We start from the raw sequence: 12,468 nt of genomic DNA, 5'->3' as shown, positions 1-12,468 counted from the left end.
CGCCGGGCCGGCGGACAGACGTCCCCCGGCCCGGCGGGCGTGATCCCGCGGATCAGAGGAAGGTGTGACCCTCGCCGCGATACGTCGGGACGGAGGCCGTGACGGTGTCGCCCTCCACGAGGTGCAGGGTGTCGAACCGCTCGCACAGCTCACCGGCCTTCGCGTGCCGGAACCACACCTTGTCGCCGATGAGCAGGTCGTCCGCCGGGGAGCCGAGCAGCGGGGTCTGCACCTCGCCGGGCCCCTCCTGGGGGTCGTACGACAGTCCCTCCGGCAGATACGGGACGGGCAGCCGGTCAGGGCCCGCGGCCCCGGACGCGGGATATCCGCCGCCCAGCACGGTCACCACACCCACACCCGGCCGCCGTACCACGGGCTGGGCGAACAGCGCCGCAGGGCGTCCGCTGAAGGACGTGTAGTTGTCGAAGAGCCTCGGCACGTACAGCCCCGACCCGGCCGCGATCTCGGTCACCGCGTCCTCGGCCGCCGTGTGCTGGACGCTGCCGGTGCCGCCGCCGTTGACGAATTCGAGGTCCGGTTCGATGGCCCGTACGGCCCGGACGACCTCAGCGCGCCGCTCGGCGAGCTCCTTGCGGGCGGTGGCCTGCATCAGCCGCACGGCACGCGAGCGCAGCGGCCGCCCCGAGATCGCGTCACCGACACCCGCGATGTGACCCTCGTACGCCATGATCCCCACCAGCTTGAACCCGGGGGCGCGTTTGACGGCACGGGCCATCTCGGCCACCTGGGCGGGGGAGTGCAGCGGCGAACGCAGCGCCCCGACCCGGACCCGGCCGCCGAACAGCTTGAGCGAGGTGTCCAGCTCCAGGCAGACCCGCACGACCTCGGTGCCGCCCTCGCGGGCCTCGTCGATGAGACGGAGCTGCGCCGGATCGTCGACCATGACGGTCACCGCGGCGGCCAGCTTGGGGTCGGCGGCCAGCTCGGCGTAGCCCTTGCGGTCGGCCGACGGATAGGCGAGCAGGACGTCGTCGAAACCGGACCTGGCCAGCCACAGCGACTCGGCGAGCGTGAACGACATGATCCCCGCGAAGCCGTCCCGGGCCAGGACGCGTTCCAGGAGGGTGCGGCAGCGGACGGACTTGCTGGCGACGCGGATCGGCTTCCCGCCGGCCCTGCGAACCAGATCGTCCGCGTTCGCGTCGAAGGCCTCCAGGTCCACGATGGCGACGGGGGCGTCGAGGTGAGCGGTGGCCCGGTCGTAGCGGGCCCTGTCGGAGGCACGGGCAGTCATGAGCGAAGACTGCCAGACTCCATTACCGCAGGGTAGGGGGACGTTCCGGGCAGATGCCCCGGGGCCTCGTACTGGTTCCCGCCCAAGGCGCGTCAACCCGTAGAGTGACGCGGACGCAGGGAGGAACGACCTTGCCCCGGTGGGTCCTGCCCGGGTGACGGTCCACCGGTGCGGGTATGCGTGCCCGTGGCGGACCTCTCGCGCACACGGAACGGCTCGCCGAGCTACGGGGCGTCCGACAGCCCGGTACGAGGAAACGGGGGGTGCATGGGTACGGAAGCGCGGCGCGCCTCGCATCCCCGGCCTCCCTCCGGCCCGCCCGCCTCGGCGCCGCCGGCCTCCCCGACTCCGCCGCCCCCCGCGAACCCGCCGGGCGGTCCCGCTCCCGGTCGTCCGCCGGCTCCTGTTCCCTCGAAGCCGGTCCGGTCGCCCGGACCCGACCTGTCGGGCGGGGAGGACTGGTCCGCCGAGGAGTTCACGCCGAGCGCCCAGGGGTCCCCTTCCGGACCCGGGCAGGCGGCGTCCGACCGCGCTCCGGCGGTCCCGCCGCGCCCCGCCAGCCCGCCCCGTGGCGCGGCCCCGTCGGTGCCGCCCCAGCCCGCCGGGCCGCCGTCCGCGCCGACGCGGTCCGCTGCGCCGGGCGGACGATCCGCGGGCGGAGGCGGATTCCGCTCCTCCGGCGAGGTCTCCGCGCCGGGTTCCGGCCTGGCGTCATCCGCCGAGCCGAGGCCCGGACACGCCCCTCGGGTGCCCGCGCCGCCGCCGTCCTTCGACTTCTTCGACATGTCCACGGAGCCCGACGCACCCTCCGCCGCGACGAACGCCCCGAGGTCCGCCCCGGCGTCCGAGCCGCGGCCGGCCTCGTCCGGTACACGGGCGTCCACCGGGTCCGGCGGAACCGGGACCGCTCCGCCCGGCAGGCAGGAAGCCCCCGCGCTCGGAGCGCCGGACTCAGCCGCTCCCGGCGCTCCGGGGCCCGCCGTGTCCCTGACCCGCCCGAGGGCGTCTTCGCCGGGTACGCCCGGCAGGCAGGGTGCCGCCGCGCCCGGCGCCCAGGATTCAGCCGCTCCCGGCACCCCGAGGCCCGACTCGCTCACCCGCCCGAGAGCGGCTTCGCCGACTGCGCCCCGTACCCCCGGGACCGGTTCGTCCGGCGGACCGGCGTCCGCCTCGGCCGGTGTGACGGGTTCGCCTGACCCGGCCGCGTCCCGTGCGCCGGGGTTCGCGTCGGCGAGTGCGTCCGGGGCCGCCGCGCCCCGTACCCCTGGGACTGCTTCGTCCGGCGGGCCGACGCCCGCCTCGGCCGGTGCGGGAGGCTCCCCGGAGCCGACCGCCTCCCGTGCGCCGGGGTTCGCTTCACCCGGTGCTCCGGGGGCAGCCGCTCCCGCCGCGCCGGAGTCCGTCTCGCCCGGCAGGCCGTGGTCGGCCTCGTCCGGCACACCGGGGTCCGACGCGCCACCGTCCGGTCCGACGGGGACGCCGGGGGCCGCCGCGAACGGCGTGCGGGGACCCGACGCGCCAGGACCCGTCTCGCCCGGAACACCGCAGCACGACGCGCGACGGTCCGCCCCGACCGGTTCGGCATCGTCCGCCGCGCCGCGCCCCGTCTCGCAAGGTGCCCCGTACGACTCCGCGACCTCCCCGTCGGTGAACCCGGCCCCGCCGTCGGAGGCTTCGCGGCGCTCCGCGCCGGACGCGGCTTCTCAGGGTCCCGGTCCCGCGTCGCGGCCGGAGGCCCGGCGCTACCCCCACCTGCGCCCCGAGGGCCGGACGGGACCGTCGGCCCCGCCGCCCCCCGCGGCCTCCGCACGCTTCCCGGACACGCCCCCCGCGTCCGCCGGCCCGGCACGTGCCGACGAGGCTCCGGGCACCGCGGGGCCGTCGCGGCCCGGCGGGACGCAGCGTCCCGCCCCGCGTCCCGCCCGGCTCTCGCACCCGTCGGCGCCTCAGCGCCCGTCCGAGCCCCCGCGCGCCTTCGAGCCTCCGCGCCCCCCGGACTCCATGCCGCCGTCGGAGCCCCCGCCGTCCGCCGACCCGTCGCGCGCTCTCGGCTCCTCGCACCCGTCCGACTCCTCGCACCCGTCCGACTCCTCACGCCCCTCCGGGCCGCGGCGCCCGTCCGGGGCCGCGCATTTCTCCGCGCCTCCGCACTCCTCCGTCCCCTCGCGCCCGCCCGAGCCCCCGCGTTCCTCCGGGTCCGGGGCGTCCGAGCGGGGCTCCGGTTACGGGGAGCGGGTCGCGGAAGCGACGAGGGAGACGCGGTCCGGGCGAAACGATCAGTCGGCCCCGGCCTCCCCGGCCCCGGCCCCGGCCGCGCGGCCGTTCATTCCCGCCCCGGCGGCGCCCACCGAGGAGACCCCCCAAGTACAGCGCCCCTTCGTGTCGTTCGCGGAGCCCGAGACGTACGGCGGCGACACCGCGCGCGTGCGTCGGTTCCGCCGGCGGGCCCGGCCCGGCGCCGTGACCGCCGCGACGTGCGTCGTGCTCGGCCTCGGCCTCATCGGCGGCGCGGTGACCGGCAGTTGGCTCACCGGCGACAAAACCGACGCACCCGGTTCGCCCGGCGCCTTCACATCGGCCGGAGAGCTCTGGCACAGCGTGCCCGTGGACCGGCTCTTCCCGCCGACCGTGCGCGGGGACGGCGCGGGCCCCGGCGGTTCCGACCGCGCCTGGACCCGGATCGCCGTCGCCCCCGACTCCGGCTGCAAGGACGCCTTCGACCCGCTGCTGCGCCAGGCCCTCGCCCCCGTCGGCTGCCTGCGCCTGCTGCGTGCCACGTACGTGGACGCGACCCGCAGCCATGTCACCACCGTCGGCCTGCTGTTCACCAAGGCGGACGCGGCGGGCATGACCTCCCTGAAGGCCCGCTTCCGCAAGGAGGGCCTGGAACGGCGCACCGACCTGCTGCCCCTGCCCTACGCGGCCAAGGGCACCGCGGCCGAGGGTTTCGGCCAGGCCCAGCGTGCCTCCTGGACGGTGTCGGTCCTCACGGACGCCCCCGTCGTCGTGTACGCGGTCTCCGGGTTCGCGGACGGGCGTACGGTCGCCGCCCCGCTGCCCGCCGCCGACGCGATGAGGCCGGACTCGACCACCGCCGCGGCCCAGGCGGGCCTCGGCCATGAGGCACAGGGCCTCGCCGACCGGGTCGAGCGAGGCCTTCGCAAGACCGTCACCTCGTCCACGGAGAAGCCGTCATGACCCGCGACGACGGCCCCGACGGCCGCATCCGGCAGTCCCGCGCCGGCGGTCGTAGCGGTACGACCCCTACGACGCCCCCCGTCGGCCGGGCCCGGCACCCGCGTCCGGCCCCGGAGGCCCGCGGGCCCCGGATCTCCCGCAGGGCCGGCGCCCTCGCCGCCCTGCTCGCCGCCTCCCTCGCCCTGGTGCCCGCGGCCACCGCGCACGCCGACGGCATCCGCGCCCAGCAGTGGGGCCTCGACGCGATGCACACGCAGCAGGCGTGGCGCACGACCAAGGGCAAGGGCATCACCGTCGCCGTCCTCGACACCGGCGTCGACGCCCTGCACCCCGATCTCAAGGGCAATGTCCTCGCGGACAAGGACCTGGTCGGTTTCGGCGCGAGCCGCGGTGACGCGAGCTGGGCCCGGCACGGCACCGCCATGGCGGGCATCATCGCCGGGCACGGCCACGGGCCCGGCGACGCCAACGGCGTCATGGGAATCGCCCCGGAGGCGAAGATCCTGCCCGTCCGCGTCATCCTGGAGGACAAGGACCCGGCGCGTTCCAAGGCCCGCAACACCCGTGGCAACGCCCTCGCGGACGGTATCCGCTGGGCCACCGACCACGGCGCCGACGTCATCAACCTCTCCCTCGGCGACGACTCCAGGTCGGCCCACCCCGAACCCGCCGAGGACGAAGCCGTCCAGTACGCGCTGAAGAAGGGCGTCGCCGTCGTCGCCTCCGCCGGCAACGGCGGGGAGAAGGGCGACCACATCTCGTACCCCGCCGCCTACCCCGGCGTCATCGCGGCGACGGCCGTGGACCGCTACGGAACCCACGCGTCCTTCTCCACCCGCCGCTGGTACGCCACCGTCAGCGCCCCGGGCGTCGACGTGGTCATCGCCGACCCGGACGACCGGTACTACGAGGGCTGGGGCACCAGCGCGGCGTCCGCGTTCGTCTCCGGAGCGGTCGCGCTCGTCAAGGCCGCCCACCCGGGTCTGTCCCCCGCACAGATCAAACGGCTGCTGGAGGACACCGCCCGCAACGTTCCCTCCGGGGGCCGCGACGACTCCCGGGGCTTCGGCTTCGTCGACCCGGCCGCCGCCATCAAGGCGGCCGGACGGCTCAAGCCGGACAGCGGCCTCACGTCGGCCGAGTACGGCCACCGGTATTTCGGCACAGGCCCCGACGCCCCCGACGACGGCGGCAGTTCGGCCGTATGGGCGGCCCCCCTCGCGGGCGCCCTGGGCCTCGCCCTGCTGACGGCCGCCGTGTTCCTGTGGCGCGGGCGCAGAGACACGAAACCCTTCGAACGGCCTTAGCCGCACAAGCCGTTGGAGCCCACCGCACCTGTGGCCCACCGCACCTGACCCCGCGGGCCGGCCCTGCGGCGGCCGGCCTCAGCCCTCGGCCGTGTCCTGGAACGCGGACACCGCGGCCTTCGACACCGCTTCCACCAGCGAAATACCCTTCGCCTGCGTGGAGTTCCCGTTCGACAGCGTCGCCACCAGATAGTCGTGGCCGCCGGCCGAGATCCGCCCGATGCTGTTGATGTCCCACAGCCCGGTCGTGCTGCGCGCCAGCCACCCGTTCTTCAGCGCCCATCGAGAACCGTCGTCGGCAGCGGCGGACACCCCCCACCGCTGGTCGGTCTCGATCCCGCCCATGAGCCCCTGGAGATAGGACCGCGAGGCCGCGCTGAGCTCGGACTCGTCCCCGAACACCTGGCGCAGCAGCGTGAGCTGGTCGCTCGCCGTGGTCCGGGTCAGCCCCCACAGCTCGCCGTCGCCGCCCCGCGTGTCCGTCAGACCGAAGCGCTTGTTCGCCGCGCCCAGACCGTCGGCCCGCCCGATGGAGGCCCACAGGGCGGTCGCCGACGCGTTGTCGCTGTTCTCGATCATCGCGGTGGCGTACGTCTTCTCCCGCACGGTCAGATGCCGGTCCGCGTCCTGTGCCTGGAGCAGCAGCGCGGCCAGGATGTTCACCTTGACGATGCTCGCGGTGTCGAAGGCCGCGTCACCGTAGGCGGCGCTCTCGCCGGAGTCCACGTCGAGCACGGCCACCGACGTCTTCGCTCCGGCCGCCACCGTCACCGACTCCAGCGCCTTGGCGAGCAGGGCGTCCCGGTCCACGGAGGGTTCCGCCACGGGTTCCACCGATGCCTCCTCGTTCACGGCCGGCGACGACGAGGGTGATGCCGACGCGGCCGACGATACGACGGCGGGACCGTCGTGCGCCTGTGCCTTCATGTACACCGCCCCGGTCGCGGTGGCGCCCACGAGGACGGCGGAGGCGACCGCGGCGTACAGAAGCGGCTTGCGTCGGGAGGGCCGGGCTCGGCGCCCGCGTGCTCTGTGACGGTCCATCCGCTGATGCTGGACGGCCGGGCTGTGTCTGCGGTTAGACCAGTGTTAGAGGTGTGTCAGGGAAGACTGAGAAACTCGTGAATCCTGTCAACTCGGGGTTTCAGGGGGCGCACAAGCCCAGCAGCATCCCCCCTATAGGGTCGGGGACCGTGGCGAACAAGAACATTCCCGACCCCGGCTTCTCCGACGACGACGGCTCGGCCGACCCCCGGCTGAGCGCGGCCCTCGCGGCCTGGTCCGCCGACCGCACCGCCGTACCGCCCCTCCTGGAGGCGCTCACGGGTGCCCGGCTCCTCGTGCCCGTCGTGGCGATCCTCGGCGAGGTCGAGGAGGACGAGAACGGTCTGCGCCGCGAGAAGACCAGCGACATGGCGGTCCCCACGCTCAAGGCCGGGAACCGTACGGCCCTGCCCGCCTTCACGTCCACGGAGGCGCTGGCCCGCTGGGATCCCGAGGCCCGCCCCGTCGCCGTACGCCTGAACCAGGTCCTGGAGGCCGCGGCGCACGAGAAGGCCGACACGATCGTGCTGGACCTGGCCGGGCCCGTCTCCTACCAGCTGACCGGTTCCGCCCTGCTGGCGCTCGCGGAGGGACGGACGACCGCCGATCCGCTCGCCGATCCCGCCGTGGTCGAGGCGGTACGCGCCGCGGTCGCCGCGGAGCCCTTGGTGGTCCGCGCCCATCTGGGCCCCGGTCCGGCGGACGGCACCCTCGCGCTCGTGCTCGACCCGTCGGCCGCCCCCGCCGAGGCCGCCCGCGCGGTGGCCGAGCGGCTCGCGGCCGACGAAACACTGAGGGCCCGCCTGGTGCGCGGCCTCGACCTGGCACTGCTGCCGGCCGAGGCGACGCCTCCGGGCGAGCCCCTGTACGTACGCGGATAGGTACGCGGGTGGGTCCGTGTCCGTGCGACGGACGGACGCGGGTCAGCCGTAGACGGGTCCGGTGTACTTCTCGCCCGGGCCCTGGCCCGGCTCGTCCGGGACGAGGGACGCCTCGCGGAAGGCCAGCTGGAGGGACTTCAGACCGTCGCGCAGCGGCGCCGCGTGGAAGGAGCTGATCTCGGTCGCGCTCGCGTCGAGCAGCCCGGCGAGCGCGGCGACCAGCTTGCGCGCCTCGTCCAGGTCCTTGTGCTCGTCGCCCTCCTCGGTGAGACCGAGCTTCACGGCGGCGGCGCTCATCAGGTTCACGGCGACCGTCACGATGACCTCGACCGCGGGGACCTCGGCGATGTCGCGGGTCATGGTGTCGTAGTCGGGGTTCTGGGGAGGGGTGTCACTCATGCCTCACACGATAGGCCCCGGCGCGCGTGCCCCCGTCCGCGGGAGCGTTCCGCCCGGTGAGCGGCGCTGAGGCGGCCTCCGGTTAGCGCGTACCCGGCGGAACTGCTAACCTTGTGTAACGACCGGCTGGACACGTATGTGCTCACGTATGTGCTCAGCCCACAAGTGGAGGCTCCGATCTCCCACCCGACTGTCCTCCGGGACGGCGGGTCATCCGGTCAGGTGGCCACCACCGTTCCGTACGGACGGTGGAGTCGCCCGATGTGCGCCCCGCGGTTGACCGCGGCGGTGCTCCGGTTAGCCATGGAGCCCCGCCTGTGTCCCGTCCGGGGCATTTTTCATGTGCCGTGATGGTTGGTCCACTGTCATCAGAGACATACGCGGCTGTCCGCCAGACCGCCGTGTGGTGCTACCGAGGAGGATCCATCAGCACCGAGCCCCGCATCAACGACCGGATTCGCGTTCCCGAAGTGCGACTTGTCGGTCCCAGCGGCGAGCAGGTCGGGATTGTTCCGCTTGCCAAGGCCCTGGAGCTTGCTCAGGAGTATGACCTCGACCTGGTCGAGGTGGCCGCGAGCGCACGCCCGCCGGTCTGCAAGCTCATGGACTACGGGAAGTTCAAGTACGAGTCGGCCATGAAGGCCCGTGAGGCGCGCAAGAACCAGGCGCACACGGTCATCAAGGAAATGAAGCTCCGGCCGAAGATCGACCCGCACGACTACGACACCAAAAAGGGTCACGTCGTCCGGTTCCTCAAGCAGGGCGACAAGGTCAAGATCACGATCATGTTCCGTGGTCGCGAGCAGTCCCGGCCGGAGCTCGGCTACCGACTGCTGCAGCGTCTCGCCACGGACGTCGAGGACCTCGGGTTCATCGAGTCGAACCCGAAGCAGGACGGCCGAAACATGATCATGGTTCTCGGTCCGCACAAGAAGAAGACCGAGGCGATGGCCGAGGCCCGTGAGGCTCAGGCGGCTCGCAAGGCAGAAGCGAAGGCCAACCCTGGTCGTTCGCAGAACGCCGCCGATGACGACCTCGCCGAGGGCGAGACCGTCGAGGGCGAAGCCGTCGAAGGTGAGATCACCGAGGCCGAGTCCGCCGAGGCTCCGGCCGAGGCATCAGCCGAGGCCTGATCCCAGGGCTGACGCCCCGGGACGCCAATTCATACATATGACGTTCCACCGTGCCCGGTCCCGCGACCGGGCACCGGAACGCCACTGACGAGGAGAGAACGGCGCTATGCCGAAGAACAAGTCGCACAGCGGTGCCAGCAAGCGCTTCAAGATCACCGGCTCCGGCAAGGTGCTCCGTGAGCGCGCCGGCAAGCGCCACCTGCTCGAGCACAAGTCGTCCCGCGTGACCCGTCGTCTCACCGGCACCGCCGAGATGGCCCCGGGCGACGCCGCGAAGATCAAGAAGCTTCTCGGCAAGTGACGTACCGGCGCCCAGGCGCCGCACGTCTGATCCGGGACCCCATCGATTTCGGGTCGTGTGAGTCCAACCACGGCCCCGCTACAAGGAGTTAAAAGTGGCACGCGTCAAGCGGGCAGTAAACGCACACAAGAAGCGCCGGGCGATCCTCGAGGCGGCCAAGGGCTACCGCGGCCAGCGTTCGCGCCTGTACCGCAAGGCCAAGGAGCAGGTCACCCACTCCCTGGTCTACAACTACAACGACCGCAAGAAGCGCAAGGGCGACTTCCGTCAGCTGTGGATCCAGCGCATCAACGCTGCGGCCCGCCAGAACGGCATGACGTACAACCGCCTCATCCAGGGTCTGAAGGCCGCCAACATCGAGGTGGACCGCAAGATCCTCGCGGAGCTGGCCGTCAACGACGCCAACGCGTTCGCCGCGCTCGTCGAGGTCGCGCAGAAGGCGCTGCCGTCGGACGTCAACGCGCCGAAGGCCGCGTGACGCCACGCCGGCTCCAGCCGACGTGACCGAAGGACCCGCAGGTTTCGGCCTGCGGGTCCTTTGCTGCTGTCGCCCGCTGAGGCTGTTCGTCCGGGTGTCGGCCATCGGGGGCTGATCGCTCCCCCGAGTTCTCGGCTCCGCTCGAACAGGGGGGACCCCCATCGCGTCCGAGCCGCAGATCGACAGGGCCCCGCGCCCCCGGGGGCCGGAGCCGAGTCGCCCCGCCGTCCTGCGCGCCGCACAGATACCGAAGGTGAACCAGAACATGCCCCCCGCCAGCCCCGAGCTGATCTCGCCCCGTTCCCCGCGTGTCCTGGCCGCCCGGCGGCTCGCCAGGCGGAACTTCCGGGGCAAGGAGCGGCTGTTCCTCGCCGAGGGGCCGCAGTCCGTCCGGGAGGCCGCCGCGCACCGCGCCGACGGCACCGCGACCCTGGTGGAACTGTTCGCCACCGTCGAGGCCGCGGAGCGCTACGCCGACATCGTCGACGGCGCCCGCCGGGCCGGCGCCCGGGTGCACCTCGCCGAAGAGCAGGTCATCGCCGACATCTCCACCACGGTCACCCCGCAGGGCCTCGTCGGGATCTGCCGTTTCCTCGACACCCCCTTCGAGGAGATCCTCAAGGCCCGGCCCCGTCTCGTCGCCGTGCTCGCCCACGTCCGCGACCCCGGGAACGCCGGGACCGTGCTGCGCTGCGCGGACGCCGCCGGAGCCGAGGCCGTCGTCCTCACCGACGCGTCCGTCGACCTCTACAACCCCAAGTCCGTACGCGCCTCCGTCGGCTCCCTGTTCCATCTGCCCGTCGCCGTCGGCGTGCCCGTCGAGCAGGCCGTGGCCGGACTCAAGGCCGCCGGCGTCCGCATCCTCGCCGCCGACGGCGCCGGTGAGGACGACCTCGACGACGAGCTCGACAAGGGGACCATGGGCGGCCCCACCGCCTGGGTCTTCGGCAACGAGGCCTGGGGGCTTCCGGAGGAGACCCGCGCGCTGGCCGACGCCGTCGTGCGCGTTCCGATCCACGGAAAGGCCGAGAGCCTGAACCTGGCCACGGCCGCGGCCGTATGTCTCTACGCGTCAGCCCGTGCACAGCGCGCCTCCACAGGGTGCCGCTCCGTCACCGGCAGCTAGTAGGGTGACGGGCCCGGGGGCCCTCTGCGCCAGACGAGAGGTGGGGTACGGGGATGAGTGTCGGCACGGGCGGTGCCCACAGCGCGCTGCGAGCACGAGACGCGCGCGGCACATCCGCGCCCCCGCGCGATGACGCCGCCGGAGGCGGTCCCGGTCTCGGCATAGACCCCGACGACCTGCCCGACGGGATCGTCGTCGCCGACGAACACGGCCAGGTCGTCTGCTTCAACGCCGCCGCCGCCCGGATCACGGCGGTCCCCGCCGCCGAGGCCCTCGGCCGCCGGCTCGAATCGGCGCTCCCGCTGGAGGACCTGGAAGGCCGCCGCTGGTGGCAGATGACCGACCCCTACGGCGGTCTCGCCATCCGCAACGGCCAGCCCGAGCGCAATCTGCTGCTCCCCGGCGGCCGCGAGATCCTCGTGTCCGCCCGCTATGTGCGCACCCACCCCACCGGACCGGTCCGCCGGGTCGTCGTCTGCCTGCGCGACACCGAGGCCCGCCGCCGCACCGAGCGCAGCCACGCCGAGCTGATCGCCACGGTCGCCCACGAACTGCGCTCGCCGCTGACCTCCGTCAAGGGCTTCACCGCGACCCTGCTCGCCAAATGGGAGCGCTTCACCGACGACCAGAAGAAACTGATGCTGGAGACCGTCGACGCCGACGCGAACCGTGTCACGCGGCTCATCGCCGAGCTCCTCGACATCTCCCGCATCGACTCCGGGCGCCTCGAACTGCGCCGCCAGCCCGTCGACATCGGCGCCGCCGTCGGCCGGCACATCCAGGCGTACGTCGCCTCCGGCCAGCCCGCCGACCGCTTCCTGCTCCGCATCGAGCAGCCCCTGCCCGGCCTCTGGGCCGACCCCGACAAGGTCGACCAGGTGCTCAGCAACCTGATCGAAAATGCGGTGCGCCACGGAGAGGGAACCGTCACCATTGACGTGGCACCCTCCACCTCGCCGCGCGAGCGGCCGGACGAGGAGGGCACGGCGAACGCCGTCACGTCGGTCACCGTGAGCGACGAGGGCACCGGAATCCCGGAGGAGTCCATGAACCGCGTCTTCACCCGCTTCTGGCGGGGCAGCAAGCGCGGCGGCACCGGCCTCGGGCTCTACATCGTCAAGGGCATCGTCGAGGCCCACGGCGGCACCATCACGGTCGGCCGCGCCCCCGGCGGGGGCGCCGAGTTCCGATTTACGCTGCCCGTGGGCACCCCGGCGTACCTTCTGTAACGCCACAGCGGCCCCCACGGGCGCATCCGCACGGGAGCACCGCGAGGACGCCCAGTCCTGGGCAGGCCCCCACCCCCGTTAGACTCGGCCTTTGGCACCTTTGCGTCCTCTCATCTG

The 12,468-nt window shown here is 73.4% G+C and carries 11 protein-coding genes; 8 read left to right on the top strand and 3 right to left on the bottom strand.

Features of this window, described 5'->3' with window-relative positions:
• Nucleotides 1–52: 52 nt before the first annotated feature.
• Nucleotides 53–1,255, bottom strand: a complete 1,203-nt coding sequence (locus tag ACF07B_RS34510; protein ID WP_392181825.1) for an amino acid deaminase/aldolase — start codon at nucleotides 1,253–1,255, stop codon at nucleotides 53–55.
• A gap of 2,379 nt (nucleotides 1,256–3,634) precedes the next feature.
• Here ACF07B_RS34510 and ACF07B_RS34505 point away from each other — a divergent pair.
• Both ACF07B_RS34505 and mycP read left to right on the top strand, forming a co-directional pair.
• The gene (locus ACF07B_RS34505) at nucleotides 3,635–4,453 is read left to right on the top strand and encodes a hypothetical protein (protein ID WP_392181824.1); all 819 of its coding nucleotides are present in this window, start codon (nucleotides 3,635–3,637) and stop codon (nucleotides 4,451–4,453) included.
• Nucleotides 4,450–5,760: a type VII secretion-associated serine protease mycosin gene (gene mycP, locus ACF07B_RS34500; protein ID WP_392181823.1), complete on the top strand. Its 1,311-nt coding sequence runs from the start codon at nucleotides 4,450–4,452 to the stop codon at nucleotides 5,758–5,760. Before ACF07B_RS34505 ends, mycP begins: the two co-directional genes overlap by 4 nt.
• Before the next feature lie 78 nt (nucleotides 5,761–5,838).
• Here the strand turns inward: mycP and ACF07B_RS34495 are convergent, their stop codons facing one another.
• Nucleotides 5,839–6,804, bottom strand: coding sequence for a serine hydrolase (locus ACF07B_RS34495; RefSeq protein WP_392181822.1), 966 nt, complete (start codon nucleotides 6,802–6,804; stop codon nucleotides 5,839–5,841).
• A 149-nt stretch (nucleotides 6,805–6,953) separates the two neighbouring features.
• Here ACF07B_RS34495 and ACF07B_RS34490 point away from each other — a divergent pair, with 149 nt between their 5' ends.
• Nucleotides 6,954–7,685 (top strand): SseB family protein, encoded by a 732-nt coding sequence (locus ACF07B_RS34490; protein WP_384238851.1) that lies wholly within the window; start codon nucleotides 6,954–6,956, stop codon nucleotides 7,683–7,685.
• A gap of 42 nt (nucleotides 7,686–7,727) precedes the next feature.
• On the opposite strand, the gene ACF07B_RS34485 is transcribed toward ACF07B_RS34490, so the two are convergent.
• Nucleotides 7,728–8,084, bottom strand: coding sequence for a DUF1844 domain-containing protein (locus ACF07B_RS34485; RefSeq protein ID WP_362398440.1), 357 nt, complete (start codon nucleotides 8,082–8,084; stop codon nucleotides 7,728–7,730).
• A gap of 401 nt (nucleotides 8,085–8,485) precedes the next feature.
• Between ACF07B_RS34485 and infC the strand changes: the two genes are divergently transcribed.
• From infC to ACF07B_RS34460, 5 genes are all read left to right on the top strand, one after another.
• Nucleotides 8,486–9,217 (top strand): translation initiation factor IF-3, encoded by a 732-nt coding sequence (gene infC, locus ACF07B_RS34480; protein ID WP_369482579.1) that lies wholly within the window; start codon nucleotides 8,486–8,488, stop codon nucleotides 9,215–9,217.
• A gap of 106 nt (nucleotides 9,218–9,323) precedes the next feature.
• Nucleotides 9,324–9,518, top strand: coding sequence for a 50S ribosomal protein L35 (gene rpmI, locus ACF07B_RS34475; protein WP_006374321.1), 195 nt, complete (start codon nucleotides 9,324–9,326; stop codon nucleotides 9,516–9,518).
• Nucleotides 9,519–9,612: 94 nt separating this feature from the next.
• Nucleotides 9,613–9,996 carry a 50S ribosomal protein L20 gene (rplT, locus tag ACF07B_RS34470; RefSeq protein WP_007457565.1) on the top strand — a complete coding sequence of 128 codons (384 nt, stop codon included), beginning with the start codon at nucleotides 9,613–9,615 and terminating at the stop codon, nucleotides 9,994–9,996.
• A 265-nt stretch (nucleotides 9,997–10,261) separates the two neighbouring features.
• Complete coding sequence (locus tag ACF07B_RS34465; RefSeq protein WP_392181821.1) at nucleotides 10,262–11,122, top strand: TrmH family RNA methyltransferase; 861 nt, start codon at nucleotides 10,262–10,264, stop codon at nucleotides 11,120–11,122.
• A gap of 53 nt (nucleotides 11,123–11,175) precedes the next feature.
• Nucleotides 11,176–12,351, top strand: coding sequence for an ATP-binding protein (locus ACF07B_RS34460; RefSeq protein ID WP_369482568.1), 1,176 nt, complete (start codon nucleotides 11,176–11,178; stop codon nucleotides 12,349–12,351).
• Nucleotides 12,352–12,468: the final 117 nt, after the last annotated feature.

Origin of the sequence: Streptomyces sp. NPDC015532, assembly GCF_043078065.1 — a bacterium.
GTDB lineage: Bacteria > Actinomycetota > Actinomycetes > Streptomycetales > Streptomycetaceae > Streptomyces.
Note: the sequence above shows the minus strand (reverse complement) of the source record. Positions and strands in the feature narration are given on the sequence as shown.

What these genes read in the sequence shown, in the direction of transcription:
- ACF07B_RS34460 (WP_369482568.1), top strand. Translation starts at nt 11,176, where the DNA reads ATGAGTGTCGGCACGGGCGGTGCCCACAGCGCGCTGCGAGCACGAGAC.
- ACF07B_RS34485 (WP_362398440.1), bottom strand. Translation starts at nt 8,084, where the DNA reads ATGAGTGACACCCCTCCCCAGAACCCCGACTACGACACCATGACCCGC.
- ACF07B_RS34510 (WP_392181825.1), bottom strand. Translation starts at nt 1,255, where the DNA reads ATGACTGCCCGTGCCTCCGACAGGGCCCGCTACGACCGGGCCACCGCT.
- ACF07B_RS34495 (WP_392181822.1), bottom strand. Translation starts at nt 6,804, where the DNA reads ATGGACCGTCACAGAGCACGCGGGCGCCGAGCCCGGCCCTCCCGACGC.
- ACF07B_RS34465 (WP_392181821.1), top strand. Translation starts at nt 10,262, where the DNA reads ATGCCCCCCGCCAGCCCCGAGCTGATCTCGCCCCGTTCCCCGCGTGTC.
- rpmI (WP_006374321.1), top strand. Translation starts at nt 9,324, where the DNA reads ATGCCGAAGAACAAGTCGCACAGCGGTGCCAGCAAGCGCTTCAAGATC.
- mycP (WP_392181823.1), top strand. Translation starts at nt 4,450, where the DNA reads ATGACCCGCGACGACGGCCCCGACGGCCGCATCCGGCAGTCCCGCGCC.